The sequence below is a fragment of the Aeromicrobium erythreum genome (assembly GCF_001509405.1).
In the GTDB taxonomy this organism is placed as follows: domain Bacteria; phylum Actinomycetota; class Actinomycetes; order Propionibacteriales; family Nocardioidaceae; genus Aeromicrobium; species Aeromicrobium erythreum.
Map to the genome: position 1 here is coordinate 1,577,544 of NZ_CP011502.1, position 24,924 is coordinate 1,602,467.

The following is a 24,924-nucleotide window of genomic DNA, read 5'->3' on the forward strand; positions in this document are numbered from 1 at the left end:
ACCGTGTCCAGAGGGAAAGGCGCGTGAGCATCATCACGTCGCGCGCACTCCGCGGAGGCGCGCAGACTGGCGAGCAACGACCGCGAGGAGTGCGCGGCCGTGGCGGATGGATCGCGTCACCGAAGAGACCGGTGGCGCACCGGACGGGGGGAGCACTGCCATGGAGTACACCGAGCTCGACGACTACCCGATCCCAGCGGGGATCGTGACGACCTGGACGCCGACGACGGCGTCCGACGCGTGGGAGGACGACCCGCGCGGACTGTCCTACGACCATGCCGCCCACCTGGAACGAGATCCCGACGGCTCGTGGATCGGCTCGGCCATGCGGGTGCCGCTGCCGTTCGACGCCGACGCCCTGCGCCGTGCACTGCGGGCCTGGATCGCGCGCCACGAGGTGCTGCGCACGACCGTCCGGAGGACCGCCGACTCCGCGTCGACCTGCGCGTGGCAGCGGCAGACGGTCCACCACTCACGGGTCGACGTGCGACCGGAGGTGCTCGGGCACCGCTCCAGCGACGCGGCGCGGGTCGAGGTGGCGCAGTTCCTGGCGAGGCTGTCGCCCGTCACCTGGCCGCACTGCGTGTTCGCGACCGTCCGTGGCACGCACGCCGAGGGCTTCGTCCTGGTCTTCGCCGCCGACCACAGCGTGATGGACGCCTACTCGCAGGTGCTCTGGTTCGCCGAGATGGAGGACCTGTACCGCCAGGCCCTCGCCGGGGTCGACGACGACGCGCTCGCCGTGCTCGACGTGGGCAGCCACGTCGACTTCTCGGCCGTCGACCGCCGGGCGGGGGAGGAGCTGTCGGCGGACCACCCCGCCGTGCTGCGCTGGCGCGCGTTCACGTCGCTCGACGAGAACGGCGCACCGCGCGACGTGCCGGCGTTCCCGCACCACCCCGACGTCGCCGCGGCCGGCGTCGACGACCGTCCCCGACGCCAGCGCAGCCTCTCGACGTGGGTGCTGGGCGGGCCGGAGACCGACGAGCTCGGCCGACGGCTGCGCGAGCAGGGCGTCGGGCTGCAGGCGGCCGGCCTCGCGGCCCTGGGGATCGCGTCACGGCGACGCTCCGGCGTCGAGCGGCTGCGGTTCGTGATGCCGATGCACACCCGCCACGACCCGCGTCACCGCGAGTCGGTCGGGTGGTACGTGGGCCTGTGCCCCGTCGACCTCGACCTGTCGGGGACGCACACGTTCGGCGAGGCGGTCGCCCGGGCCGACGTCGCGACGCGCGAGGTCAAGGACCTCGCGAGGCACCCGTTCCCGCGGGTCGCTGAGCTGTTGGGCGTCGGCGACACGCCGCACTTCGTCGTGTCCTACGTCGACGTCCGGCACGTGCCGGGTGCCGAGCGCTGGCCGGCGCAGCAGGCCCGCGCGCTGAGGTCCCCGGTGTTCGCCCCGGACGAGCTGTACCTCTGGCTCATCCGCCACCAGGGCGGACTGAACCTCTCGGCCCGCTACCCGGGCGCCTGGGCCGTCGACGCGGCCGTGCGAGGTCTCGCGGCCCACCTGCGCGCAGTCTTCGCCGACATGGTGGAGCACGAGCGGCAGAGCGGTCTCGTGACGGCGGCGGACCGATGATCCTCGCGGAGATGGCGCAGTGGCGCACGGCGCCCGGCACGGTGCTGACCCTCGGTCCGACGCCGGAGAGCCTCGCGGCCGCCGCCGAGGCACCCGTCGACGCCGCCCCGCCGTCGTTCCTGCAGGCCGACCACCTGAGGGCCTACGCGGCCCGGCAGCGCGCGGGCGGCGTGCACCGCGCCTGGACCGGGGTCGCGACCGACCTCGACGGCCCGCTCGACCGCGACGCCCTCGCCCGCGCGCTGACGCGGCTGGTGACGACGCACGAGGGGCTGCGGTCATGGTTCGACCTGACCGGCGAGGTCCCCGTCCGTCACGTCGTGCCGCTGGCCGACGTCGAGCACGCGGTCGTCGACGTGCAGGAGCTGGACGTCGGGGACGGTTCGTGGGCCGAGGCCCTGCAGGCGCACCTGGTCCGGACCTTCGACGCCGCCTGTCGGCCCGACGCCTGGCCGGGGTTCGTGCTCGGCGCGGTCGAGCGCGTCGACGGGTTCGGCCTCTTCTGGGGCTGCGACCACGCCTTCACCGACGGCGCGTCTCAGCTCATGGTCGCCTCCGAGCTCGCCGACCTCTACGCGGCGGAGGTGGCCGAGCCCGGCGGTCCCGCTCTGGTCGAGGGGGCGCTGCCGACCCCGGAGGAGTCGGGACCGTTCGGCGTCTTCGCGGCCGAGGAGCGCGCCCGCGCCGCCACCTACGACGCGTCCTCGCCCGAGGTCCGCGCCTGGGCCGACCTCGTCGGGTCCCAAGGGGGACGTCTGCCGTCCTTCCCGCTCGACCTCGGTCTCGAGCGCGGTGCGACGGCGCCCGTGCACATCGCCTCCTACGACCTGCTCGACGCGCAGGCCGCCTCGCGTCTGGACGCCCGGTGCCGCGCGCTCGGCGTGCGGACGGTCTCCGCGGTCTTCGCGGCGCTCGCAGCGACCGACCACCTGCTGGCGGACCGGGCGACCTACGCCGGCGTGACGGTGCTGGGCGCCCGCGACACCGGTCCGTACCTGCGGTCGCACGGCTGGTTCTGCACCTTCGCGCCCGTGCTGTTCGAGGTCGCGCCGCACGCCGACGACCTCGACGCCCTGCTGGTCGCCGCGCACGCCGGGTTCGAGACCGGCCGTCGCACGTCGCGCATGCCGGCGCACGTCGCCCTGGCCGAGATGCTGCGGACAGGTGTCCTCGGACCCGATGGCGTGGGGTCGCCGCAGCTGGTCTCCTACCTCGACGTCCGTCGGTTCCCCGGGGCGGGCCGGCCCGCGCACGAGCGCGGGGTGCACTTCACGGGCGAGGGCCGCACGGCCAACGCCTCGATGTGGGTCAACCGCGACGCGGAGCGTCTCTACGTCGGGCTGCAGCACCCCGACACGCCCGAGGCGCACGACGCGATCGCGCGGTACTCCGCCGTGCTGGCCCGTGTGGTCGCGGCGCTGGCCGACGGGTCGACGTCGCTGCCCGAGGTGGAGACCAGCCGTGCTGGTCACGTCGGCTGACCTCTGGACGCCCGCGCCGGGCACCGTCGTCTCGTGGGCCGTCGAGCCCGGCGGGACCCCGGGGCGCCGCGTCGACCTCTCCCTCAACCAGCGCAACCACCTCGCCGCGGCGGTCGCGGGAGAGCCCTCGGTGTGGATGGCCGCGGGGTTCGACGTCGAGGGTCCCGTCGACGTGGCGGCGCTCGAGGGAGCCTACCGAGCCGTCGTCGCCCGGCACAGTGCCCTGCAGGTCGGCGCAACAGTGGTGGCCGGTGCCGTGCACGGCAGGCACCACGACGCAGCCGACCTGCGCTGGACCCGCCGTGCCGACGTGCCCACGTCGACCGTCGCCGAGACCCGCGACCACGTGCGTCGAGAGCTGGACGCCGCGTGCTGGCCGTTGTCGTACCCGGCCTTCTGGCCCGCCGCGATCTCGCGCCCGGACCGCTCGACGGTCGTGCTCGGGCTCGACCACCTCCACGTCGACGCCTACTCCTTGGCCGTGCTGGTCGACGACCTCCACACCGTGTACGTCGGCCTCGCGGAGGAGGGACGCGTGCCGGACCTGCCCGAGACGGCGTGCTTCGTCGCCGGACTGGCCGCCCCGCCGCTGCGCGTGCCCGCCGACGACGCCCGACTGCGGTCCTGGCACGACTTCCTCGCGCGCCAGGACCACCGCCTGCCGACCTTCCCCCTGTCGTTGGGCGTCGAGCCCGGCGAGCGGGCCGCGCAGCGCACCGAGGTGTCGGTGCTGGCCGACGCCGGCGTCGCGGACCGGCTCGGCGGGCACGCCCGGCTGCACGGCGGGTCCACGGCGACGGCTGCGCTCGCCGCGCTCGCCTGCGCGGTGGCCGACGTGGGCGGGCCGGTCGTGCTGCCGCTCCTCATGCCGGTCCACCTCCGGTCGACGCCCGCCGAGCGACGGACGGTCGGGTGGCTCACCACCACGGTCCCCGTCGAGCTGGCGTCGCACCCCGACCCGTGCGCGACGCTCGCGCACGCGGCCCGAGCCGTCGCCGCCGCTCGCGCGATGGCGGCCGTGCCCCTCGACCAGGTGCTGGGCAGCGTGTCGCGTCCGCTGGTGCGCGAGCGGACCGACGTCTTCATGGCCTCCTACCTCGACTACCGGCGCCTGCCCGGGCACCGGGAGCTGCTAGGGCGCCGGGCCCACCACGTGTCGGCACCGACCCTGGCCGACGACCTGCAGGTGTGGGTCTCGCGCACCCCCGAGGGTCTCGGTGTCCGCGTCCGCACGCCCGCCACGCTGACGGCGGCCCGGGTGGTCGCGAGCCTGCTCGAGCGCTGGCGGGAGCGGATCGCGTCGATGACGTCGGGGCCGTGCAGCTCTCCGCTCGCCCTCACCGGAGCGGGTCGACCGGCTCACCCCGTCGGGTCACCATGAAGTGCAGGTGGCAGCCGGTCGACAGGCCGGTCGAGCCGACCGCGCCAAGCACGGTGCGCGGCGTCACCCGTGCGCCGGGTGCGACCGACGTGGCGGAGAGGTGCGCGTAGCCCGTCTCGACACCCTGGCCGTGCTCGACCACGACCCGCAGGCCGTAGGGTCCGTCGTCGCCCACGCTGCGCACCGTGCCGGCGCGCGCGGCCCGCACCGGCGTGCCGCACGCGGCGCCGAGGTCGACGCCGTCGTGCAGCGTGCGCACCCCGGTGACCGGGTGCACCCGCATCCCGTACGCCGACGTGACCGGCCCTCCCACCGGTCGCGACCACGCACCCGTCCCTCCTGCCGCGCCGGACGTGCCCGCGGGCGGGCGGGGGAGCGGGCCGTCCGGGTCGACGAGCACGAACCGCGACGCACCCGTCAGGCGCCCCCGGGGGTCGAGGTAGCGCTCGCCGGCGAGTCGGCCGAGGTGCAGGCACGGTCCGGCACAGTGCGACCCCGCGACGTCGAGCCGGCCGAGGACGTCGCCCGCCTCCACCGCGTCGCCGGCGCGGACGACCCGGCGGACCACGGGCTGGTAGGTGGACCGCTCCGCCCCGTGCTCGACCGTCACCACGCCCACGCCGGCGACGGTGCCCGAGAACAACACCCGCCCGACCGCTACCGAGCGGACCGGCTCACCGGCGCGACCGGGCAGGTCGACGCCACGGTGACCCGCACGGTAGGGCCCGTCGGGCAGGTCGAAGTCCGCCGTCACCTGGCGCGAGCCCAGAGGCCACCGCCACGGCGGGCCGTCGGCGGGCCTCTCGTCAGCGACGGCCGGGCCGGGCAGGAGGAGCGTCAGCAGCGTGAGGAGGGGGACCAGCAGGAGCAGGGCGCTCGAGGACGGACGACGCATGACCCGAGCCAACCGTCGCCGACGCCGCCGCTCCAGGGGCCGACGCAGAGGTGTGGACGCCGTCGACGTGCGGCACGCGGTCGCCGCCGACCTGTGGATTTCTCGATCTCCGGCCCCGTGTCCTAGACTGGCCCCATCACGTCCTCGGACGTGAAATTCGCACGCCCGCCTCCGTCGTGACACCGCCAGCCGGTCGAACCTCGGGCGCGACCCTGGTCCTGCTCGCAGGTCGGCTCGCGCGGCGCGGGAGTCAGGGCACCACCGACCGGTGGTGCGTCAACCAGGAACCGGACCACCCGCCCTCGGGCCGGTGCGTCCACAGGAAGGATCGACCATGGCGGTCGTCACCATGCGAGAGCTGCTCGAGAGCGGCGTCCACTTCGGGCACCAGACCCGTCGCTGGAACCCGAAGATGAAGCGCTTCATCTTCACCGAGCGCAACGGCATCTACATCATCGACCTGCAGCAGTCGCTGGCCTACATCGACGCCGGCTACGAGTTCGTCAAGAACACCGTCGCCCGCGGCGGCACGATCCTCTTCGTCGGCACGAAGCGCCAGGCGCAGGAGCCGATCGAGGAGCAGGCCAAGCGCGTCGGCATGCCCTACGTGAACCAGCGCTGGCTGGGCGGCATGCTCACCAACTTCCAGACGATGCACCAGCGCCTCCAGCGCATGAAGGAGCTCGAGGAGATCGACTTCGACGACGTGGCCGGCTCCGGCCGCACGAAGAAGGAGCTCCTCCAGATGCGTCGCGAGTACGACAAGCTCAACCGCACCCTCGGTGGTGTGCGCGACATGGGCCGCACGCCGTCCGCGGTGTGGATCGTCGACACCAAGAAGGAGCACCTCGCCGTCGACGAGGCCAAGAAGCTGAACATCCCGATCGTCGCGATCCTCGACACCAACTGCGACCCCGACGACGTCACCTACCCGATCCCGGGCAACGACGACGCCATCCGCTCGGTCAGCGTCCTGACGCGCGTCGTCGCCGACGCCGTCGCCGAGGGCCTGCTGCAGCGCGGCGGCGCCAAGACGGGCGCCGAGGAGGCCGGCTCCGAGCTCGGTGACGGCGAGCCGCTCGCCGAGTGGGAGCGCGAGCTCCTGGAGAAGAAGGACGACGCCCCCGCCGAGGCCCCCGCGGCCGACGCCCCCGCGGCCGAGGCGACCCCCGCCGCCGAGGCGACCGAGCCGGCCGCCGCCGAGAAGTGACGTCGACCCCGTGACACCCGGTCGGGTGCCGGACGACCTCCGGCACCCGACCACCCCCCTTCCACCACCACGACCCAGGGAAGAGACCCTCACATGGCCATTGCTGCCGCAGACGTGAAGAAGCTCCGCGACGCCACCGGCGCGGGCATGATGGACGCCAAGAAGGCCCTCACCGAGGCCGACGGCGACTTCGACAAGGCCGTCGAGATCCTGCGCATCTCCGGTGCCGCGAAGGCCGCCAAGCGCGGCGCCGAGCGCGAGGCCTCCGCCGGTCTCGTGGCCAGCTCCGGCAACGCGATCGTCGAGCTGAACTCCGAGACCGACTTCGTCGCGAAGAACGAGCAGTTCATCGCGCTCGCCGAGCGGCTCGCCGCCGCGGCCGACGCCACGAAGCCCGCCGACGCCGACGCGTTCGCGAAGACGACCCTCGACGACGGCAAGACCGTCGAGGAGACCATCAGCGCCCTCGCCGCCGTCATCGGCGAGAAGATCCAGCTCGGCCGCGTGGCCGCGTTCGACGGCCAGGTCGCCGTCTACCTGCACCGTCGCGCCAGCGACCTGCCGCCCGCCGTCGGCGTCCTCGTCGAGTACACCGGTGACGACCTCGACGCCGCCCGCGGCGCCGCCATGCAGATCGCCGCGATGCGTCCGCGCTACCTCACCCGTGAGGACGTCCCCGCCGACATCGTCGCCAAGGAGCGCGAGATCGCCGAGGCGACGGCCCGCGAGGAGGGCAAGCCCGAGCAGGCGATCGCGAAGATCACCGAGGGTCGCGTCAACGGCTTCTTCAAGGACGTCGTCCTGCTCGACCAGCCGTCGGTCACCGACAACAAGAAGACGGTCAAGGCGGTCCTCGACGGCGCCGGCGTGGACGTCAAGCGCTTCGCGCACATCGAGATCGGCGCCTGATCCACGGAGCCGACCAGCACCACGACAGGAAGGACCGGAGCATCGTGACCCACCACCCGACGCACGGTGACCCGGCCGACCTCAGCACCGCGGACGCCGGGGCCCCAGGCCCCGGCGTCCGCCGCGTGCTGCTCAAGCTGTCCGGCGAGGTGTTCGGCGGCGGCAAGATCGGCATCGACCCCGACGTCGTCAACGGCATCGCCCGCCAGGTCGCCCAGGCGGTCCGCGAGGGCGCGCAGGTGGCGATCGTCGTCGGCGGCGGCAACTTCTTCCGCGGCGCCGAGCTGAGCCAGCGGGGCATGGAGCGTTCGCGGGCCGACTACATCGGCATGCTCGGCACCGTCATGAACAGCCTCGCCCTGCAGGACTTCATCGAGAAGCAGGGCATCGACACCCGCGTGCAGTCGGCCATCACCATGGGCCAGGTCGCGGAGCCCTACATCCCGCGCCGGGCCATGCGGCACCTCGAGAAGGGGCGCGTCGTCATCTTCGGCGCGGGCGCGGGCATGCCCTACTTCAGCACCGACACCGTGGCCGCCCAGCGCGCCCTGGAGATCAAGGCCGACGCGGTGCTCATGAGCAAGAGCGGCGTCGACGGGGTGTACTCCGCCGACCCGCGCACCGACGCCTCCGCGCGCCGCTTCGACGACCTCACCTTCGCGGAGGCCCTGCGCCTCGGCCTGAAGGTCGTCGACGCCGCCGCGTTCGCGCTCTGCATGGAGAACAACCTGCCGATGATCGTCTTCGGCATGGAGGGCGAGGGCAACATCGCCCGCGTGCTCCAGGGTGAGAGGATCGGGACGCTGGTCCACGGCGACGCAGGACCACACATCGGGACGACGACAGGAGACGCACCGTGATCGACCAGACCCTGCGCGAGGCCGGCACCAAGATGGACAAGGCCGTCGAGCACACCCAGGAGGAGTTCGCGGCCATCCGGACCGGTCGTGCGCACCCGGCGATGTTCTCCCAGATCACGGCCGACTACTACGGCACGCCGACGCCCCTGCAGCAGCTGGCCGGCTTCCAGGTGCCCGAGCCGCGCACCGTCATCATCAGCCCGTACGACCAGGGCGCGAAGGGTGCGATCGAGCGGGCCATCCGCGACTCCGACCTCGGCGTCAACCCCTCCGACGACGGCAAGGTGCTGCGCGTGACGCTGCCCGAGCTCACCGAGGAGCGTCGTCGCGAGTACATCAAGCTCGCCCGCTCCAAGGCCGAGGAGGGACGCGTGGCCGTCCGCGGCGTGCGACGCAACGCGAAGCAGACCCTCGACAAGGCCGAGAAGGACTCCGAGATCAGCCAGGACGACAACGTGGGCGCCGAGAAGCGCCTCGACGCCCTGACGAAGCAGCACGTCGAGCAGATCGACGAGCTGCTGAAGAACAAGGAAGCGGAGCTCCTTGAGGTCTGAGGAGGCCGCGCCCACCGACGGACCCCTGGGAGAGACCGACCCGGCCGTCGCGCAGCGCAAGAGTCGCGCGGGCCGCAACCTTCCCGCCGCGATCGGCGTCGGTGCCGGTCTCGGCGCGATGGTGGTCGTCTCGCTGTTCCTGTTCAAGGACGTGTTCGTGGCGGTCGTCGTGCTCGCGCTCGGCGTCGGCCTGTGGGAGCTGGCTCGTGCCCTCGGGACGGCCGGCATCAAGGTGCCGTTCCTGCCGGTGCTCACCGGCGGCACGCTCATGCTCGTCGGCGCGTACTACGGCGGCATGGAGACGGCCGCGGTCGCGATGGCGCTCACCGTCATCGGCACGCTCGTGTGGCGGCTCTCCGACGGTGCCGACGGGTTCGTGCGCGACGCGAGCGCCGGCGTGTTCTGCCTGTCCTACCTGCACCTCATGGGCGTCTTCGTCATGCTCATGCTGGTCGAGACCGACGGGCCCTGGCGCATCGTCGCCTTCATCGTCGCCACGGTCGCCTCCGACATCGGCGGCTACACGGCGGGCGTCTTCCTCGGCAAGCACCCCATGGCCCCGACCATCAGTCCCAAGAAGTCCTGGGAGGGCTTCAGCGGGTCGCTCGTCTTCGGCATCGCCGCCGGCATCGCCACCGTGACCCTCGCGCTCGACGGCGACTGGTGGGTGGGCGTCCTGCTCGGCATCGCCGGCGTCGTCATGGCGACCCTCGGCGACCTGTCGGAGTCGCTCATCAAGCGTGACCTCGGCATCAAGGACATGGGCGACCTCCTGCCCGGCCACGGCGGCATCATGGACCGTCTCGACTCGCTCATCGCCGTCGCACCCGTCGCCTGGCTGATCCTGCACTACCTCGTCTCGCCCGCCTGAGCACCGGGTGGCCGCGTCGGCCGACGCGGACATCGAGCCGAAACAGGGATGCGGCAGGCTGGGTCCATGTCGATCAAGGTCTCGCTCCGCCACCGCACGACCTACCGGTTCGACCGTCCCGTCGCCCTCGGGCCGCACGTCGTGCGGCTGCGCCCCGCGCCGCACAGCCGGACGCCGATCGACTCCTACGCGCTGCGCGTCTCGCCGGCCGAGCACTTCGTGAACTGGCAGCAGGACCCCTTCGGCAACTGGCAGGCGCGCCTGGTGTTCCCCGAGAAGGTCAGCGAGCTCGGCGTCGACGTCACGCTCGTGGCCGACCTCATGGTCGTCAACCCCTTCGACTTCTTCGTCGAGGAGTACGCCGAGACCTACCCGTTCAGCTACGAGCCGCAGCTCGCGGCCGACCTCGCCCCCTACCTGCGGCCTGTCGACGAGGGCGACGGCGAGGGTCCGGGGCCGGTCGTCCGGGCCTGGCGCGACGCGCTGCCCGAGCCGGCCGCCGACGGTGTGCCGCTCGTGCAGTTCCTCGCCGACCTGAACGCCGCCGTCCACCGCGACGTCGCCTACACGGTCCGCATGGAGCCGGGCGTCCAGACCCCCGACGAGACGCTGACCCGGGCGATCGGCTCGTGCCGCGACAGCGCGTGGCTCCTGGTCTCGCTCCTGCGCCAGCACGGTCTCGCCGCGCGGTTCGTGTCGGGCTACCTGGTGCAGCTCGCGCCCGACCCGCTCGTGGCCGCGCAGGCGCTCGACGGGCCCGCCGGTGCGACCGAGGACTTCACCGACCTGCACGCCTGGGCCGAGGTGTACGTGCCCGGCGCCGGCTGGGTGGGCCTGGACCCGACGTCGTCGCTGTTCGCGGGGGAGGGTCACATCCCGCTGTCCGCGACGCCCCACCCGTCGTCGGCCGCGCCGATCACGGGGGCGCTCGAGCCGGCGGAGGTCGAGTTCTCCTTCCTCAACGAGGTCACCCGCGTGCACGAGGACCCGCGGGTCACGCTGCCGTACACCCAGGCGCAGTGGGACCGCGTCGACGCGCTCGGGCAAGCCGTCGACGCGCGGCTCGACGCGGGCGAGGTCGGCCTGACCATGGGCGGGGAGCCGACCTTCGTCAGTGTCGACGACTCCACGTCGGAGCAGTGGAGCACGGCGGCCGACGGGCCCGAGAAGCGCCTGCTGGCGACCGAGCTCGCCGAGCGGCTGCGCCAGGTGTACGCCGAGGGCGGCGTCGTGCACCGCGGGCAGGGCAAGTGGTACCCCGGCGAGCCGCTCCCGCGCTGGCAGGTCTCGTTGCAGTGGCGCACCGACAGGGAGCCGCTGTGGCACGACGCGTCGCTGCTCTGCGACCCGTGGTCCGACCCGACGCCGGTGGAGCACGACACCGCCGAGCGGCTCGCGCACGAGGTGGCGCGCGTGCTGGGCCTGCCCCAGGAGCTCGTGCTCCCCGCGTGGGAGGACCCGTTCGCCGCCGTGGCGCGAGAGGTCGGCCGGCCCGAGGGGGAGCGGCCCGAGGTCGCCGAGCCCGACGTCGAGCAGGTCGCGCGGCTCGACCGGGCCGAGGAGCGGCCCACCGGATGGGTGCTGCCGCTCGCGACGGGCGAGCAGTGGCGCAGCCCCGCGTGGCGGTTCCGACGCGGCCGGCTCGTGCTCGCGCCCGGCGACTCCGCCGTCGGCCTGCGGCTCCCGCTCGACGCGATCGCCTGGTCCGACCCCGAGGCCACGGGCGACCCGTCCTACCTCGAAGCCGGCCCGACCCTGGTGCCGGGCGTCCCCGACGTGGAGGTCTGCGACCCCGAGGGCGCGCCGACGACCGCCCTGGCGTTCGAGGTGCGGCCGGGCGGGCCCGACGCGCCGCCCGTGCTGCACGTCTTCCTGCCGCCGACCGAGCGCCTCGAGGACTACGCCGACCTCCTGCACGTCGTGGAGCAGGCCGTGGCCGCGGTGGGCACGCCGGTGGTCGTCGAGGGCTACGGCCCGCCGCCGGACCCCCGCCTGACCCAGCTCAGCGTCACGCCCGACCCGGGCGTCATCGAGGTGAACGTGCAGCCGACGTCGTCGTGGTCGGAGCTCGTGTCGCTCACCGAGACGCTGTACGACGCGGCGCGCCGCACCCGGCTGGGCACCGAGAAGTTCGACCTCGACGGGCTGCACACCGGCACGGGCGGTGGCAACCACCTGACGCTCGGTGGCCGCACGCCTGCCGCGTCGCCGCTGCTGCGCCGACCGGACCTGCTGGTGAGCCTGCTGTCGCACTGGCAGCGCCACCCGTCGCTCTCGTACCTGTTCTCCGGACGCTTCATCGGCCCGACGAGCCAGGCGCCACGCTTCGACGAGGGCCGCCCCGAGTCGGTCTATGAGATGGAGATCGCGATCGCCGAGGTCCACCGCCTCGTCGCCGAGGCCGAGGAGCAGGGCGAGGACGTCCGGCCCTGGCTCGTCGACCGAGCGCTGCGGCACCTGCTGACCGACCTCACGGGCAACACGCACCGTGCCGAGTTCTGCATCGACAAGCTCTACAGCCCCGACTCCTCACGCGGACGTCTCGGACTGCTCGAGCTGCGCGGCTTCGAGATGCCGCCGCACCCGCAGATGGCGCTCGTGCAGGCGTTGCTCGTGCGCGCCCTCGTGGCGCGGTTCTGGGACGACCCCGCCACCGGACCGCTCGAGCGGTGGGGCGCCGCGCTGCACGAGGACTTCCTGCTGCCGCAGGGCGCGGTCCGCGACGTGGACGCGGTCGTGGCCGACCTGCAGGACCATGGCATCGACTTCGAGCGTTCCTGGCTCGACCCGTTCGTGGAGTTCCGCTTCCCGCGCATCGGCGTGACGCAGGTGAGCACCCCGACGGGCCCCGTCGAGCTCGAGCTGCGCAGCGCGATCGAGCCGTGGCACGTGCTGGGGGAGGAGGCGACGGGCTCGGGGACGTCGCGCTACGTCGACTCCTCGATCGAGCGGCTCCAGGTGACCGTCCGTGGCGTCTCGCCCTCGCGGCACCTCGTGACGTGCCAGGGTGTTCCCGTGCCCCTCACCCCGACCGGCGTGCCCGGCGAGTACTACGCCGGCGTGCGCTACCGCGCCTGGCAGCCGTGGTCGGCGCTGCACCCGTCGATCCCGGTGCACTCGCCGCTGCACGTCGAGGTGGTCGACACCGTCGCCGGCCAGTCGCTCGGCGGCTGCACGTACCACGTGGTGCACCCGGGCGGGCGGGCCTACGACCACCCGCCGGTCAACGCGCAGGAGGCGGAGGCGCGCCGCTCGAGCCGCTTCGTGCCCCACCCGGCGTCCACCGGACCGGTCGACGTCGGCGCGCTGGTCGAGGCCGGTCGGCGCGCGCACAGCACCGACTACCCCCACACGCTCGACCTGCGACGGGTACCTCCGACCGGGCGGCCCGCCGCGCCATGACCGTCCTGCGCGACTACGCGTCGGAGGTCGGTCAGCCGACCCTCGACGCCGCTCCCGCCCGCTACGACGAGGTGGTCGACGCCGACGGCTCCCTGCGGCCGGCCTGGCGGACGCTCGCCGCGAGCGCGCTGGAGATCACCGACGTGCAGCTGCGTCGTGTGCAGCGCGACATCGGGCGGTTCCTGGGCGACGACGGCGTCACGTACCGACGTCCGGGGGAGCCCGGGTCACGGTGGCGGCTCGACCCGCTGCCGCTCGTGCTCAGCGCGCAGGACTGGGCACCCCTGGAGGTCGGCCTCGCCCAGCGCGCCGAGCTGCTGAACGCCCTGCTGGCGGACCTGCACGGACCACGCACCGTCCTCGCGCAGGGCGTCGTCCCGCCGGCCGTGGTCTACGCCCACCAGGGCTTCCTGCGCGCGGCGGCCCGGCCGGGCACCGTCGACGACCGCCCGCTCCTGCTCACCGCCACCGACGTCGCACGCACGCCCGCCGGCGACTGGGTCGTCGTCGCCGACCGGACGCAGGCGCCGTCCGGGCTCGGGTACGCCATGGAGAACCGGCACGTGATCTCGCGCGTGCTGCCGCAGATGTACCGCGACGCCGGCCTGCACCAGGTGGGGCCGTTCCTGCAGGCCGTGCGGTCGACCCTCATGCAGGCCGCGCCCGAGCACGTGGACGACCCGCGCGTCGTCGTGCTCACCCCCGGGTCGGCGTCGGAGACCGCGTTCGACCAGGCGCACCTCGCGTCGAGCCTCGGCTTCCCGCTCGTGCAGGGCAGCGACCTGGTGGTGCGCTCAGGCGCGGTCTGGATGCGGGTCTTCGGCCGTCTGGAGCGTGTCGACGTGATCCTGCGGCGTGTCGACGCGCCGTGGTGCGACCCGCTGGAGCTGCGCGGCGACTCCCAGCTCGGCGTCCCGGGCCTGCTCGAGGCGGTGCGGCGCGGGAGCGTGCGGGTCGTGAACGGCCTCGGCTCGGGCGTGCTGGAGAACCCCGGGCTGCTCCCGTACATGGCCGGCCTGTGCGAGCACCTCCTCGACGAGCCCCTGCGGCTGCCGTCGGTCCCGACCTCCTGGCTCGGCGACCCCGACGCCCTCGCCCTCGCCCGCGAGCGGTGGGACGATCTCGCCGTCCGGTCCATCGACCGGTCGGTCGACGTCGACCGCCTCGGTCCGGCCGAGCTCCTGACCCGCGTGGAGGCCGAGCCGCACCGCTTCGCGGCCCAGGAGCTGCCCGCGTGGTCGCAGGCGCCGCGGCTCGCGGGTGGTGCCGTGCGCCCCCAGCCGGTGGCGCTGCGCACGTTCACGCTGCGGTACGGGTCGTCGTACCGGCCGATGCTGGGCGGGCTCGCGTCGGTGCTCGACGGTGCGCGGTCGGTGTCGAGCAAGGACGTGTGGGTGCTGAAGGAAGCCCCCGACCAGCCCGACCAGGGACTCGCCGAGGTGCTGGCGGTGACGTCGTCGAGCAGCGTCACGCCGCTGGTGCCGCGCGTGCTCGAGGACCTCTTCTGGTTCGGCCGGTACGCCGAGCGCGCCGAGGACACGCTGCGTCTCGTGCTCGTCGCCCACGCCCTCGCGGACGACTTCCGGGCGCGCCCCCACAGCGCGGGCGGCGTGGCCCTGCGGGTGTTGCGTGGCGCGCTGCTGCACCAGGTGCCCGGACCGTACGACGCCGGCGACGGCGAGAGCGTCGACGCCGACCTGCGCTCCGTGCTGCTCGACGTCGAGCGCTCGGCGTCGGTGGCCCACTCCTTCACCGCGCTGCGGGGCGCGGCCGAGGGCGTGCGCGACCAGCTGTCGGTCGACGTGTTCCGCGCGTTCGGCGCCACGGAGCGCGCGGCCGGGCTGCTCAGCGCGAACGACCACAGCCTCCAGGTCACGGAGAGCGCCGAGCGCATGCTCACCGGGCTCCTCGCGCTGCACGGGGCGACGGCCAGCATGGTGCACGACGAGGGGTGGGAGACCCTCGAGGCCGGCCGCGCGCTCGAGCGCTGCCTGCAGGTCGTCGCCCTCCTGCGACGCACCGTCACGGTCCGACGCGGCATCGACGTCGACCGGCACCTGCACCAGGGCGTCCTCACCGCCACCGAGAGCGCCATCACCCACCGACGCCGGTACCGCGGGTTCGTCCGCGTCACCAGTCTCGTCGAGCTGCTCCTGGCCGACCCGGCCAACCCGCGCTCGCTGCGCTTCAACCTCGAGACGCTGCGACGCCACGTCGCGGCGCTGCCGGCGTCGACGGGAGCCAGCCGGCCCGAGCGGCTCCTGGACGACCTCGTCGACGAGGTCGACCGCACCCACGTGGCCGAGCTCGTGCCGATCGAGGGCGAGTCGCGACCCAACCTCGAGCGGCACCTCGACAGCCTGACCATCCACCTCCTGCGCGTCGCCGAGGCGTTCGCCGGGACGCACCTGGCCACGGCCCCAGCGCCCCGGGCGTTCGGCCTCTCCGGACGGGGGATCCGATGAGGCTCGACGTCACCCACCGCACCACCTACACCTACGACGACGACGTGACCGGCAGCTACGGCGTCGCGTACCTGACGCCGCGCGACCTGCCGTGGCAGCGCGTCGTGGCCCACGAGGTCGACGTCGTCCCCGAGCCGCTCGACCGCTCGACCGACGTCGACTACTACGGCAACACCACCACGTACTTCCAGCTCGACACGCCGCACCGCACCCTCGACGTCGTCGCGCACAGCGTGGTGGAGGTCGACGAGCCGGTGCTCGACCCGGCCGCCCTGGCCGTGCCCTGGGAGCAGGCGCGTCCTGCAGCCCGCCCCGACGTGCCCGACGCCTGGAGCGCGCTCGACCTCGCCCTGGCGTCGCCGTCGGTCGACCAGCCCGAGGCGGCGCACGCCTACGCGGCGGAGTCGTTGACGCCAGGACGCCCGCTGGGCGAGGCGGTGCTGGAGGTGATGCACCGCGTGCACGTCGACTTCGCGTACGAGCAGGGCGCGACGACGGTGACGTCGACGATCGCCGACGTCCTCGAGGCGCGGGCCGGCGTCTGCCAGGACTTCGCCCAGCTCACGCTCTCCTGCCTGCGCTCGCACGGCCTCGCCGTCCGGTACGTGAGCGGCTACCTCGCCACCGAGCCGCCTCCCGGCAAGGAGCGCGTCGTCGGCGCCGACGCGACGCACGCCTGGGCGGCCGTCTGGGTCCCGGGAGGCGGCTGGCTCGCGCTCGACCCGACCAACGACCAGCCCGCGAACGAGCGCTACGTGACGGTCGCGTGGGGTCGCGAGTACTCCGACGTGCCCCCGCTGAAGGGCGTGATCTTCACCGAGGCGAAGACGTCGACGCTCGCGGTCGCGGTCGACGTCGTACCGGTCTGAGACGTCCCTCCCGGATGGGGATGCGGGCCCGCGAAACCGGGGGAGGATAGGCACGTGAAGGCCTTCTCCTGCCGTGTGTGCGGCAACGCCCTGTACTTCGAGAACTCCCTGTGCGTCTCCTGCGGGACGGCGCTCGGGTACTCCCGCAACGAGCACGAGATCGTGCCCGTCGACGAGGACGGTCGCTACGTCGACCGGCAGGGTCTGGTCTGGCACGTGTGCGCCAACCTCAACCTCTCCGGCTGCACGTGGCTGGCCACCGTCGAGGGCGGCCAGTGCTTCAGCTGCGACCTCACGCGCACGCGTCCGGCCGACGACGACCTCGAGGGTCTGTCGCAGTACCCGGTGGCCGAGTCGGCCAAGCGTCGCCTCGTCGTCGAGCTCGACGCGCGCGGCCTGCCGATCACCACGCGTGACGAGGACCCCGAGCAGGGCCTGTGCTTCGACATGCTGTCGAGCGTGGAGGAGAACGTCGTCATCGGCCACGCCGACGGCGTCATCACCATCGACCTCGCGGAGGGCGACGACGCGCACCGCGTGAAGGTCCAGTCCGAGCTCGACGAGCCGTACCGCACCATGCTCGGCCACCTGCGCCACGAGGTGGGTCACTACTTCGAGTCGGTGCTGGTGCGCGGCGACGAGCGCATGAACACGTGTCGTGAGCTGTTCGGCGACGAGTCGAAGGACTACCAGGCCGAGATCGACCGGCACTACAGCGAGGGCCCGCCGGAGGACTGGCAGGAGTCCTACATCAGCACCTACGCCACGATGCACCCGTTCGAGGACTTCGCGGAGACGTTCGCGCACTGGATGCACATCAGCGACACCGTCGAGACCGCCCGCGCCTACGGCCTGACCACGGTCGACCCGAGTGCCTTCACCCTGTTCAGCGACCTCGTGACGGGCGTCTGGATCCCGCTGTCCACGGCGCTCAACCAGATCAACCGGGCGATGGGCTCCGACGACCTCTACCCGTTCGTCATCCCCCCGCCGGTGCTCGACAAGCTCGACTTCGTCGCCGCCCTGGCGCGCGACCCGCACCCCGTCCCGGCGTGAACCGGCCCGGCCCGGCCCTCGCGTTTCGACAGCGCTGGGGTCGGGCTGGGAGGATGGAGCGGTGAGCGAGCCCATCAAGACCCTGCCGCTCGTCCTCGAGCCCCCGCGCGGTCGCGGGAAGCCACCGCGTCACCTCGCGGACTTCTCCGCCGACGAGCGCAAGGCCGCGGCCGAGGAGCTCGGCCTGCCCGCCTTCCGGGTGAAGCAGGTCGCGCACCACTACTTCGCACGTCTGCAGCGCGACCCGGAGGCCATGACCGACCTCCCGGCCGCGCAGCGCGACGCCATCGCCCAGGCCCTGCTGCCGCCGCTGCTGTCGACCGTCAAGGTGCAGGAGGCCGACCAGGGGACGACCCTCAAGACGCTGTGGCGCCTGTTCGACGGCGCACTCGTGGAGTCGGTGCTCATGCGCTACTCCGAGCGCGCGACGGTGTGCGTGTCGAGCCAGGCCGGTTGCGGCATGGCCTGCCCGTTCTGCGCCACGGGCCAGGGCGGTCTGCAGCGCAACATGAGCACCGCGGAGATCGTCGACCAGGTCGTCGACGCGGCTGCCGCGATGGCGCACGGGCGGGTCGCCGGTGGCCCCGGCCGGCTCTCCAACGTCGTGTTCATGGGCATGGGCGAGCCGCTCGCCAACTACAAGGCGGTCGTGGGCGCCGTGCGTCGTATGACCTCGCCCGCGCCCGACGGACTCGGCATGTCGGCGCGCAACATCACGGTCAGCACGGTGGGGCTCGCGCCGCGCATGCGTCAGCTGGCCGACGAGGGCGTGCCGGTCACGCTCGCCCTGTCGCTGCACGCCCCTGACGACGAGCTGCGCGACGAGCTGGTCCCCATCAACACGCGGCACAGCGTGGAGGAGGCCGTCTCGGCGGCGAAGCACTTCTTCGACGTCACCGGTCGGCGGGTCTCGATCGAGTACGCGATGATGCGCGACATCAACGACCAGGCCTGGCGCGCCGACCTGCTGGCCGAGCTGCTGCTCGCGCACGGCGAGGGTCGCGGCTGGGTGCACGTGAACCTCATCCCGCTCAACGAGGTCCCCGGGTCGCGTTTCACCCGCTCCCGCGACGAGGACATGGACGAGTTCGTCCGCCGCCTCGTCTCGCGTGGCATCAGCACGACGATCCGGGACACCCGCGGCGACGAGATCGACGCCGCCTGCGGGCAGCTCGCCGCGTCCGACGCGTGAGCCGACCCGCGCTGCTCGCGACCGACCTCGACGGCACCCTCCTGCGCAGCGACGGCACCCTGTCGGACCGCACGCGTGCCGCCGTCGCGGCGGCCGAGGAGTCCGGCGTGGAGGTCGTGTTCGTGACCGCCAGGCCGCCTCGCTGGCTCGACGAGCTCGCCGACGCGGTCGGGGGTCACGGCGTGGCGCTGTGCGGCAACGGTGCGTTCGTGCTCGACGTCGCCCGTCGCGAGGTCGTGGAGTCGCACCCGTTCGCCCCGGCAGACCTGCGGGTCCTGCTGGCCGACCTGCGGGCGGCCGTGCCGGGCATCGGCTTCGCCGTCGAGTGCGCGGACGGCATGCGCCGCGACGAGCACTTCCTCGACGCGCACCGCGACGACGCCGTGGGCCACGACCTCGAGGCCGTCGGTGCCGGCAAGCTGCTGGCCCGTGCCCCCGACGTCGAGCAGGAGGCGTTCCTGACGCGGGTGTCCGAGGTGGTGGGCGACCGCGCCGAGCTGGGCTACTCCGGCGCCGTCGGCCTGGCCGAGCTGACGCCGCGCGGCGTCACGAAGGCGTCGGGGCTGCAGACGTGGTGCACCGAGCGCGGCATCGCGGCCCGCGACGTGTGGGCGTGCGGCGATATGCCCAACGACCTGCCGATGCTCGCCTGGGCCGGTCGCGCGCTCGCCGTGGCCAATGCCCATCCCGACGTCCTTGCCGCGGCCGACGAGGTCATCGGGTCGAACGACGACGACGGCGTCGCGCAGGTGCTGGAGCGGTTGACGGCGCTCTGACGGGACGGGTGTCCGGGCTGGAGGGCGGTGTCGGAGGCTGCCCCTAGGTTGGAGACATGGACGAGAACGGCAACGGCAACACGGAGGCGCTCGACGCGCTGACCGCCCGCGCGCGGGAGCGCGCGCGTGCCGAGGCGTCCGAGATCGTCGACATGCTCCGGTTCCGTGACGCCGAGCTGGTCCGCACTGCCGGCATCGAGTCGCCGATGGTGCGGCTCGTCGAGCGGTCGGCGATCGCGCTGGAGATCGGCCAGGCCGTCGGGCTGTCCGAGGGACAGGTCACCACCCGGCTCGCGGCGGCCGACCGGCTCCGCGAACGCACGCCGTACACCTGGCTGGCCTTCCGCGACGGTCGTCTCGACTGGGCGCGAGCCCGCGAGGTGTCGTCGGCGGCTCTGCTGCTGGTGCACGAGTCGTCCCACCGACGCCTCGACGAGTCGGTCGTCGGGTACGCGGCGACCCACACCGTGGCCGAGCTGCGCGCCTGGCTGCGACGCTTCGTCGCCCGCGTCGAGGCCGAGGAGGCCGCCGCCAGGGCCGAGGCCGCCCGACGTCAGCGCGACGTGCAGGTCACCCACGTCGACGACGCCATGGCCTGGATCAACGCCTTCATCCCCTCCCACCAGGCCGCCGCCATCGACGCCCGCCTGCGCCGCACCCCCCGCGCCGACGGCGACGACCGCACCCGCGGCCAGGTCCGCGCCGACGCCTTCGTCGACCTCCTCCTCACCGAGGACACCCCCGCCACCGGCCGCGCCCGCACCGACATCGGCGTCGTCATCGACGCCGACGTCCTCGCCGGTGCCGAGCCCGGACCCGCCGTCTCCGACGACGGCACCTGGACGGTGCCCGCCGAGTGGGTGCTCGAGCACCTCGACCCCGACGACACCTTCTTCCACCGGCTGCTCGTCGACCCCATCACGAAGGACGTGCTGGCCCACGAGTACGTGGGCCGGTTCGCGCCCGACGTCCTCGCCACCGCCATCAGCTTCCGCGACGGCGTCTGCCAGGCCCCGGCTGCCTGAGACCCGCCCGCGACTGCGACCTCGACCACCGAGAACCCCACCCCAGAGGTCCCACGAAGGGATCGAACCTCTGGGCACTGCACCGCCGACACCACGCCATGAAGAGCCACCGCACCCTGCGCTGGATCCTGCCCTCCGGCCGCACCGTCGACGCCGAACCCGCCACCCACGGCCCGTCGCCCGACGTCGGGTCCGACGTCGAGCACCGCATCGCCCGGCTGCTCGTCGACCGCGGAGAGCCCCCAGTACGCTGACCCGCGTCCGACCCGACGGAGGAGACCCATGCTCGGAGTGAGCCGCGACGGCGACGTCGTCGTCCTGGAGCTGCAGCGCGAGGAGCGCCGCAACGCCCTCAACCTCGACCTGTGCCGCGCGATCGACGAGGCCGCGCGCGACGCGGTCGGCGACGGGCCGGCGAACGGGGGAGCGCGGGCCATCGTCATCACCGGCCAGGGGACCGCGTTCTGCTCGGGGGCCGACCTCGGCGGCGTCTACGGGGACGAGTTCCTGGAGGCGCTGTACGGCATGCTGCACGGCCTCACCCGGCTGCCCGTCCCGATCGTCGCCGCCGTGAACGGCCCCGCCATCGGCGCCGGCACCCAGCTCGCCATCGCCTGCGACCTGCGGGTCGCCGACGAGCGGGCGAAGTTCGGCGTGCCCACTGCCCGCAACGGCATGGCCGTCGACGCGTGGACCATCCGCACGCTCGCCGCGCTGTCCGGCACCGGGCCGGCCCGTCGCATGATGCTGGCCGGCGAGCTCATCGACCGCGACGAGGCGCTCGGCCACGGGCTCGTCGACAAGCCCGGCACGCTCGACGACGCCCTGGCCTGGGCCCACGAGATCGCCACGCTCGCGCCGCTCACCCTCGCCTACAACAAGCGCGTCCTCAACGGGCTCGACGACGACGCCACGATCGAGCAGGGCTTCCGCGACGTCTGGGCCAGCGAGGACGTGCGCGAGGCGGCCACCGCGCGCACCGAGAAGCGCACGCCCGTGTTCCGGGGGCGTTGATGGCGAGCCTCGGGTTCGAGCTGCTCGACCGGCACGTCATCGGCGGAGGTGCGGACGACCCGGCCACGTCGACGCTCACCTACGCCACGCTGCTGGAGCGCTCGTCGTTCCTCGGCTCCGGCCTGCGGATGCTCGGCGTGCAGCCTGGTGACGAGGTCGGCGTGCAGGTGGCGGGCGACGACCGGGTGGTCGCCGTCTGCGCGTGCATCCGGATCGGCGCCGTCCCCGCACCCGACGGCACGGTCGTCGTGGTCGACGGCGACGACGGCCCCGAGGTGCGCTCCGCCGAGGGCGTCCACCCGCTCGACCTCGTCCGGCAGGCCGGCTCCGGCGACGCCGCCACGGCGCTCGCGAAGGACGCCGACGGCTTCCGCGACGCCGTGCTCGCGCACGCGGCTGACGTCGTCGAGCCGCTGCTCGCGCGTCGGCCCGTCCGCTAGGAGCCCTCGGGCTCGAGCCCCGCCCAGGCCGCCAGCCGGTCCCAGGCTCGACGCCGCAGCGCCGGGTCCTCCGTCGTCCACGGGAGGTAGTGCGGCGAGCGGCGCCGCCGGTCGCACCAGAACCCGTCGGGTCCGGTCACCGACGTCGGCGTGCCGACGAGCCACACCATCGTGTCCGCACCCTGCTCGGCCGTGCGCAGCACCGGGGCGACGACCTTCGCGAAGCCCGGCAACGAGTCGGTGATCCCCGGCGTCTCGGCCCAGCCCGGGTGCATCGCGTGACTCGCCAGGTGCGGGTGGCGCTCGGCGAGCAGCTCGGCGACCACCACCTGCAGCCGCTTCGTGCGCGCGTAGGCGCGCACGCCGTCGTACTCGCCGTCGCGGTACTGCAGGTCGTCGACGAGCGCCGACGTGAGCGGTGCCGTGTACATGCCGCCCGACGACACCCACACGACGCGGCCGTCGTCCGCCGCCTCCAGCAGCGGGCGGAGCAGCTCGGTCAGCAGCAGCGGACCCAGCACGTGGGTGGCCAGCGTCAGCTCGTGACCCTGCGCCGACTCCGTGCGCTCCTTCGGCATCACCCCCGCGTCGTGGACGATCGCGTGCAGGGCGCCCAGGTCCGACGTGAGCCGCTGCGCGTACCGCCGGAGGTCGTCGAGGTCGCTGACGTCGCACACCTCCTCGCGCAGGTCCGCCGCCGGCACGCCGCCCCGGATCTCCCGGGCGGCATCGGCCAGCCGGTTAGCCTTGCGGCCCACGAGGTGCACCGTCGCGCCCAGGGCGGCGATGCCGGTGGCCGCCGCCGCGCCCAGGCCGCCACTCGCACCCGTCACCACGACGTGCCGACCGCGGAGCGCGTCCGGCTCCGGGTCGGCGGGCCACCAGCGTCGTCGCAGGGCCGGTCCGATGCTGGAGTAGCCGGGCAGGACCGTCTTGTCGAGGACGGTGTCGGCGAGGTTCGCGAACGTCGAGGGCATGCACCCACGCTAGGCAGCAGGGCGTCCGCGGGCGCGTCGAGCCACGGTGGCGTGCGCTACAGGAGCCCGGCCTCGTGCATCGTGATGGCCACCTGCACCCGGTTGACCGCGTCGAGCTTCGTGAACAGGTGCGAGATGTGGGCCTTGACCGTCGCGAGGCTCACGTGCAGCTCGGCGGCGATCTCCGCGTTCGAGGCGCCGCGCCCGATGGCGAGGGCCACGTCGCGCTCGCGGTCGGTCAACGACGCCACGCGCCGCACCGCGTCGGCCTCACGACCGCCGCCCGACCCGTCGGTCACCTGGGCGATGAGCCGACGGGTGATGGCCGGGGAGAGCGCCGGCTCCCCGCTCAGGACGGTGCTGATGGCCTCCACGATCTGCGCGGGCGGGGTGTCCTTGAGCAGGAACCCGTGGGCGCCCGCGGCGAGCGCCCGCACGACGTAGTCGTCGGCGTCGAAGGTGGTCAGCACGAGCACGTGCGGCGGCGACGGCAGCGCGGTGATGGCGGCGGTCGCCTCGATGCCGTCCATGACCGGCATGCGCAGGTCCATCAGCACCACGTCGACGTCGTGGGAGCGCACGGCGTCGAGCGCCTCGCGCCCGTCGGACGCCTCGGCCACGACCTCGTGGTCGTCGGCGCCGCCGAGCATGAGCGAGAGCCCGGCTCGCACGAGCGCGTCGTCGTCGACGAGGAGGAGACGGGTGGGGCGGCCGGACGTCACGCGGTCCACGGTATCCGCGCCTCCAGGACGTAGCGGCGGTCGGCCGACACGCGGTGCGACAGGCTGCCGCGCGCCAGCTCGACCCGCTCGCGCAGGCCGACGAGCCCCAGGCCCGACCCGGGCAGCGGTGCCGTCGGCGTGCCGAGCGGGAGAAGGTTGACGACCCGCACGTCCACGGTCTGCGCGCCGACGTCGACCGTCACCTCGACGGGCGTGCCGGCCGCGTGCTTGCGCGCGTTGGTCAGGCCCTCCTGCACCACGCGGTAGACGGTGCGCCCGGCGGCTCCCGCGACGTCGTCGAGGTCGCCCTGCAGGTCCAGCTCCACCCGCATCCCGGCCGCCCGCGACTCCTCGACCAGCTCGACCACGTCGCGAGCCGTCGGCTGCGGCAGCTCCGGCACGGCGTCACCCGGGCCCTCGCGCAGCACGCCGAGCACGCCGCGCAGCTCGGTCATCGCCTGGTGGGCGGTCTCCTGGATGGTCAGGGCGGTCTCGTGCACCTGCTCCCGTCCGAGGTCCTGGCGGTAGGCGAGGGCACCGGCGTGCATAGTGACCAGGGAGATGCGATGGGCGAGCACGTCGTGCATCTCGCGGGCGATGCGGGTGCGCTCCGCGCTGCGCGCCTGCGCGACCTTGGCCGCCTGCTCGGCCTCCGCGCTCTCCGCCCGTGAGCGCAGGGTCGCGAGCAGCTCGCGGCGTGACCCCACGTACAGCCCCACCGCGACCAGGAGGCCGATGACCACGACCACGACCGCGGCGTCGACGCGGGGGTCCTCACCCGGCAGCGGGTTGACGGCGACCACGAACGGGATGGTCAGCAGGCACACCAGGGTCACCGGCACGAGCTCGCGCCAGCGTCGGCGCGTGGCGAGGGAGACCAGCGCCAGGCAGGCCGCGCCGCCCGAGCTGAACGACCCGATGCTCACGACGTTCGTCACCAGCGCGACCGTGACGGGGAACCGGCGACGCCAGACCATCGCGACCACGGTGCACGCCACACCCGTCGCCAGGTCGAGGGCGAACCACAGCGGTGCGTGCCGCAGCTGCCAGAGCCCGAGCGGCACCCACGTCAGCGCGGTCACGGCGAGGACGAGCAGCAACCGCCACGTGTGTCCCCACCAGGTCAGCGGGGGAGCGGTGCCGGTCACCGACGACACGCTACCCAGCCCCGTGGACTCCCGACCACGACCGACGGACGGGGACGTCTCATACTTTCGGCGCGCCGATCATGGCTGCGCGACGG

Annotated in this window: 22 protein-coding genes; 18 read left to right on the top strand and 4 right to left on the bottom strand. The window is 73.7% G+C overall.

Features of this window, described 5'->3' with window-relative positions; translation table 11 throughout:
• Positions 1-160 precede the first annotated feature (160 nt).
• From Aeryth_RS07430 to Aeryth_RS07440, 3 genes are read left to right on the top strand one after another with little or no spacing between them, the layout of a single operon-like run.
• Positions 161-1,582 carry a condensation domain-containing protein gene (locus Aeryth_RS07430; RefSeq protein WP_067856636.1) on the top strand — a complete coding sequence of 474 codons (1,422 nt, stop codon included), beginning with the start codon at positions 161-163 and terminating at the stop codon, positions 1,580-1,582.
• Positions 1,579-3,063, top strand: a complete 1,485-nt coding sequence (locus tag Aeryth_RS17650) for a hypothetical protein (RefSeq protein ID WP_067856639.1) — start codon at positions 1,579-1,581, stop codon at positions 3,061-3,063. Before Aeryth_RS07430 ends, Aeryth_RS17650 begins: the two co-directional genes overlap by 4 nt.
• Positions 3,044-4,444, top strand: a complete 1,401-nt coding sequence (locus tag Aeryth_RS07440) for a condensation domain-containing protein (protein WP_067856641.1) — start codon at positions 3,044-3,046, stop codon at positions 4,442-4,444. The genes Aeryth_RS17650 and Aeryth_RS07440 overlap by 20 nt, the downstream gene beginning before the upstream one ends.
• On the opposite strand, the gene Aeryth_RS07445 is transcribed toward Aeryth_RS07440, so the two are convergent.
• Positions 4,401-5,339, bottom strand: a complete 939-nt coding sequence (locus tag Aeryth_RS07445) for a M23 family metallopeptidase (RefSeq protein ID WP_067856645.1) — start codon at positions 5,337-5,339, stop codon at positions 4,401-4,403. The genes Aeryth_RS07440 and Aeryth_RS07445 overlap by 44 nt on opposite strands.
• 334 nt (positions 5,340-5,673) lie before the next feature.
• On the opposite strand from Aeryth_RS07445, the gene rpsB reads away from it, so the two are divergent.
• The 15 genes from rpsB to Aeryth_RS07515 all read left to right on the top strand — a co-directional run bounded on the left by rpsB (position 5,674) and on the right by Aeryth_RS07515 (position 21,982).
• A complete protein-coding gene (gene rpsB / locus Aeryth_RS07450) occupies positions 5,674-6,549 on the top strand; it encodes a 30S ribosomal protein S2 (RefSeq protein ID WP_067856648.1) in 876 nt (291 codons plus the stop codon).
• A 93-nt stretch (positions 6,550-6,642) separates the two neighbouring features.
• Positions 6,643-7,458 (top strand): translation elongation factor Ts, encoded by an 816-nt coding sequence (gene tsf, locus Aeryth_RS07455; RefSeq protein ID WP_067856651.1) that lies wholly within the window; start codon positions 6,643-6,645, stop codon positions 7,456-7,458.
• Positions 7,459-7,583: 125 nt separating this feature from the next.
• On the top strand, positions 7,584-8,318 hold the full coding sequence (pyrH, locus tag Aeryth_RS07460; RefSeq protein ID WP_236749874.1) for a UMP kinase: 735 nt from the start codon (positions 7,584-7,586) through the stop codon (positions 8,316-8,318).
• A complete protein-coding gene (gene frr / locus Aeryth_RS07465; RefSeq protein ID WP_202967752.1) occupies positions 8,318-8,872 on the top strand; it encodes a ribosome recycling factor in 555 nt (184 codons plus the stop codon). Before pyrH ends, frr begins: the two co-directional genes overlap by 1 nt.
• Positions 8,862-9,743, top strand: a complete 882-nt coding sequence (locus Aeryth_RS07470; RefSeq protein ID WP_236749846.1) for a phosphatidate cytidylyltransferase — start codon at positions 8,862-8,864, stop codon at positions 9,741-9,743. The genes frr and Aeryth_RS07470 overlap by 11 nt, the downstream gene beginning before the upstream one ends.
• 66 nt (positions 9,744-9,809) lie before the next feature.
• The gene (locus tag Aeryth_RS07475) at positions 9,810-13,145 is read left to right on the top strand and encodes a transglutaminase family protein (protein WP_067856660.1); all 3,336 of its coding nucleotides are present in this window, start codon (positions 9,810-9,812) and stop codon (positions 13,143-13,145) included.
• Positions 13,142-15,610, top strand: a complete 2,469-nt coding sequence (locus tag Aeryth_RS07480) for a circularly permuted type 2 ATP-grasp protein (protein ID WP_067856663.1) — start codon at positions 13,142-13,144, stop codon at positions 15,608-15,610. Before Aeryth_RS07475 ends, Aeryth_RS07480 begins: the two co-directional genes overlap by 4 nt.
• Entirely contained in the window at positions 15,607-16,479 is an 873-nt protein-coding gene (locus tag Aeryth_RS07485) for a transglutaminase family protein (RefSeq protein WP_067856666.1), read from the top strand. The genes Aeryth_RS07480 and Aeryth_RS07485 overlap by 4 nt, the downstream gene beginning before the upstream one ends.
• Before the next feature lie 54 nt (positions 16,480-16,533).
• A complete protein-coding gene (locus Aeryth_RS07490; RefSeq protein ID WP_067856669.1) occupies positions 16,534-17,535 on the top strand; it encodes a zinc-binding metallopeptidase family protein in 1,002 nt (333 codons plus the stop codon).
• A gap of 61 nt (positions 17,536-17,596) precedes the next feature.
• Positions 17,597-18,727 (top strand): dual-specificity RNA methyltransferase RlmN, encoded by a 1,131-nt coding sequence (rlmN, locus tag Aeryth_RS07495; RefSeq protein ID WP_067856672.1) that lies wholly within the window; start codon positions 17,597-17,599, stop codon positions 18,725-18,727.
• Positions 18,724-19,503, top strand: a complete 780-nt coding sequence (locus Aeryth_RS07500) for an HAD family hydrolase (protein WP_067856677.1) — start codon at positions 18,724-18,726, stop codon at positions 19,501-19,503. The genes rlmN and Aeryth_RS07500 overlap by 4 nt, the downstream gene beginning before the upstream one ends.
• A 56-nt stretch (positions 19,504-19,559) precedes the next feature.
• Positions 19,560-20,528 (top strand): DUF222 domain-containing protein, encoded by a 969-nt coding sequence (locus tag Aeryth_RS07505; RefSeq protein WP_067856680.1) that lies wholly within the window; start codon positions 19,560-19,562, stop codon positions 20,526-20,528.
• Positions 20,529-20,626: 98 nt separating this feature from the next.
• Complete coding sequence (locus Aeryth_RS17920; RefSeq protein ID WP_158509196.1) at positions 20,627-20,782, top strand: hypothetical protein; 156 nt, start codon at positions 20,627-20,629, stop codon at positions 20,780-20,782.
• 28 nt (positions 20,783-20,810) lie between these two features.
• The gene (locus Aeryth_RS07510; protein ID WP_067856683.1) at positions 20,811-21,542 is read left to right on the top strand and encodes an enoyl-CoA hydratase; all 732 of its coding nucleotides are present in this window, start codon (positions 20,811-20,813) and stop codon (positions 21,540-21,542) included.
• Positions 21,542-21,982, top strand: a complete 441-nt coding sequence (locus tag Aeryth_RS07515; RefSeq protein WP_067856686.1) for an AMP-binding protein — start codon at positions 21,542-21,544, stop codon at positions 21,980-21,982. Before Aeryth_RS07510 ends, Aeryth_RS07515 begins: the two co-directional genes overlap by 1 nt.
• Here Aeryth_RS07515 and Aeryth_RS07520 read toward each other — a convergent pair.
• From Aeryth_RS07520 to Aeryth_RS07530, 3 genes are read right to left on the bottom strand one after another with little or no spacing between them, the layout of a single operon-like run.
• Positions 21,979-22,959 carry an SDR family NAD(P)-dependent oxidoreductase gene (locus tag Aeryth_RS07520; RefSeq protein ID WP_067856689.1) on the bottom strand — a complete coding sequence of 327 codons (981 nt, stop codon included), beginning with the start codon at positions 22,957-22,959 and terminating at the stop codon, positions 21,979-21,981. The genes Aeryth_RS07515 and Aeryth_RS07520 overlap by 4 nt on opposite strands.
• A 56-nt stretch (positions 22,960-23,015) precedes the next feature.
• A complete protein-coding gene (locus Aeryth_RS07525; RefSeq protein ID WP_202967718.1) occupies positions 23,016-23,681 on the bottom strand; it encodes a response regulator in 666 nt (221 codons plus the stop codon).
• Positions 23,678-24,829: a sensor histidine kinase gene (locus Aeryth_RS07530; protein ID WP_067861468.1), complete on the bottom strand. Its 1,152-nt coding sequence runs from the start codon at positions 24,827-24,829 to the stop codon at positions 23,678-23,680. Before Aeryth_RS07530 ends, Aeryth_RS07525 begins: the two co-directional genes overlap by 4 nt.
• Positions 24,830-24,924: the final 95 nt, after the last annotated feature.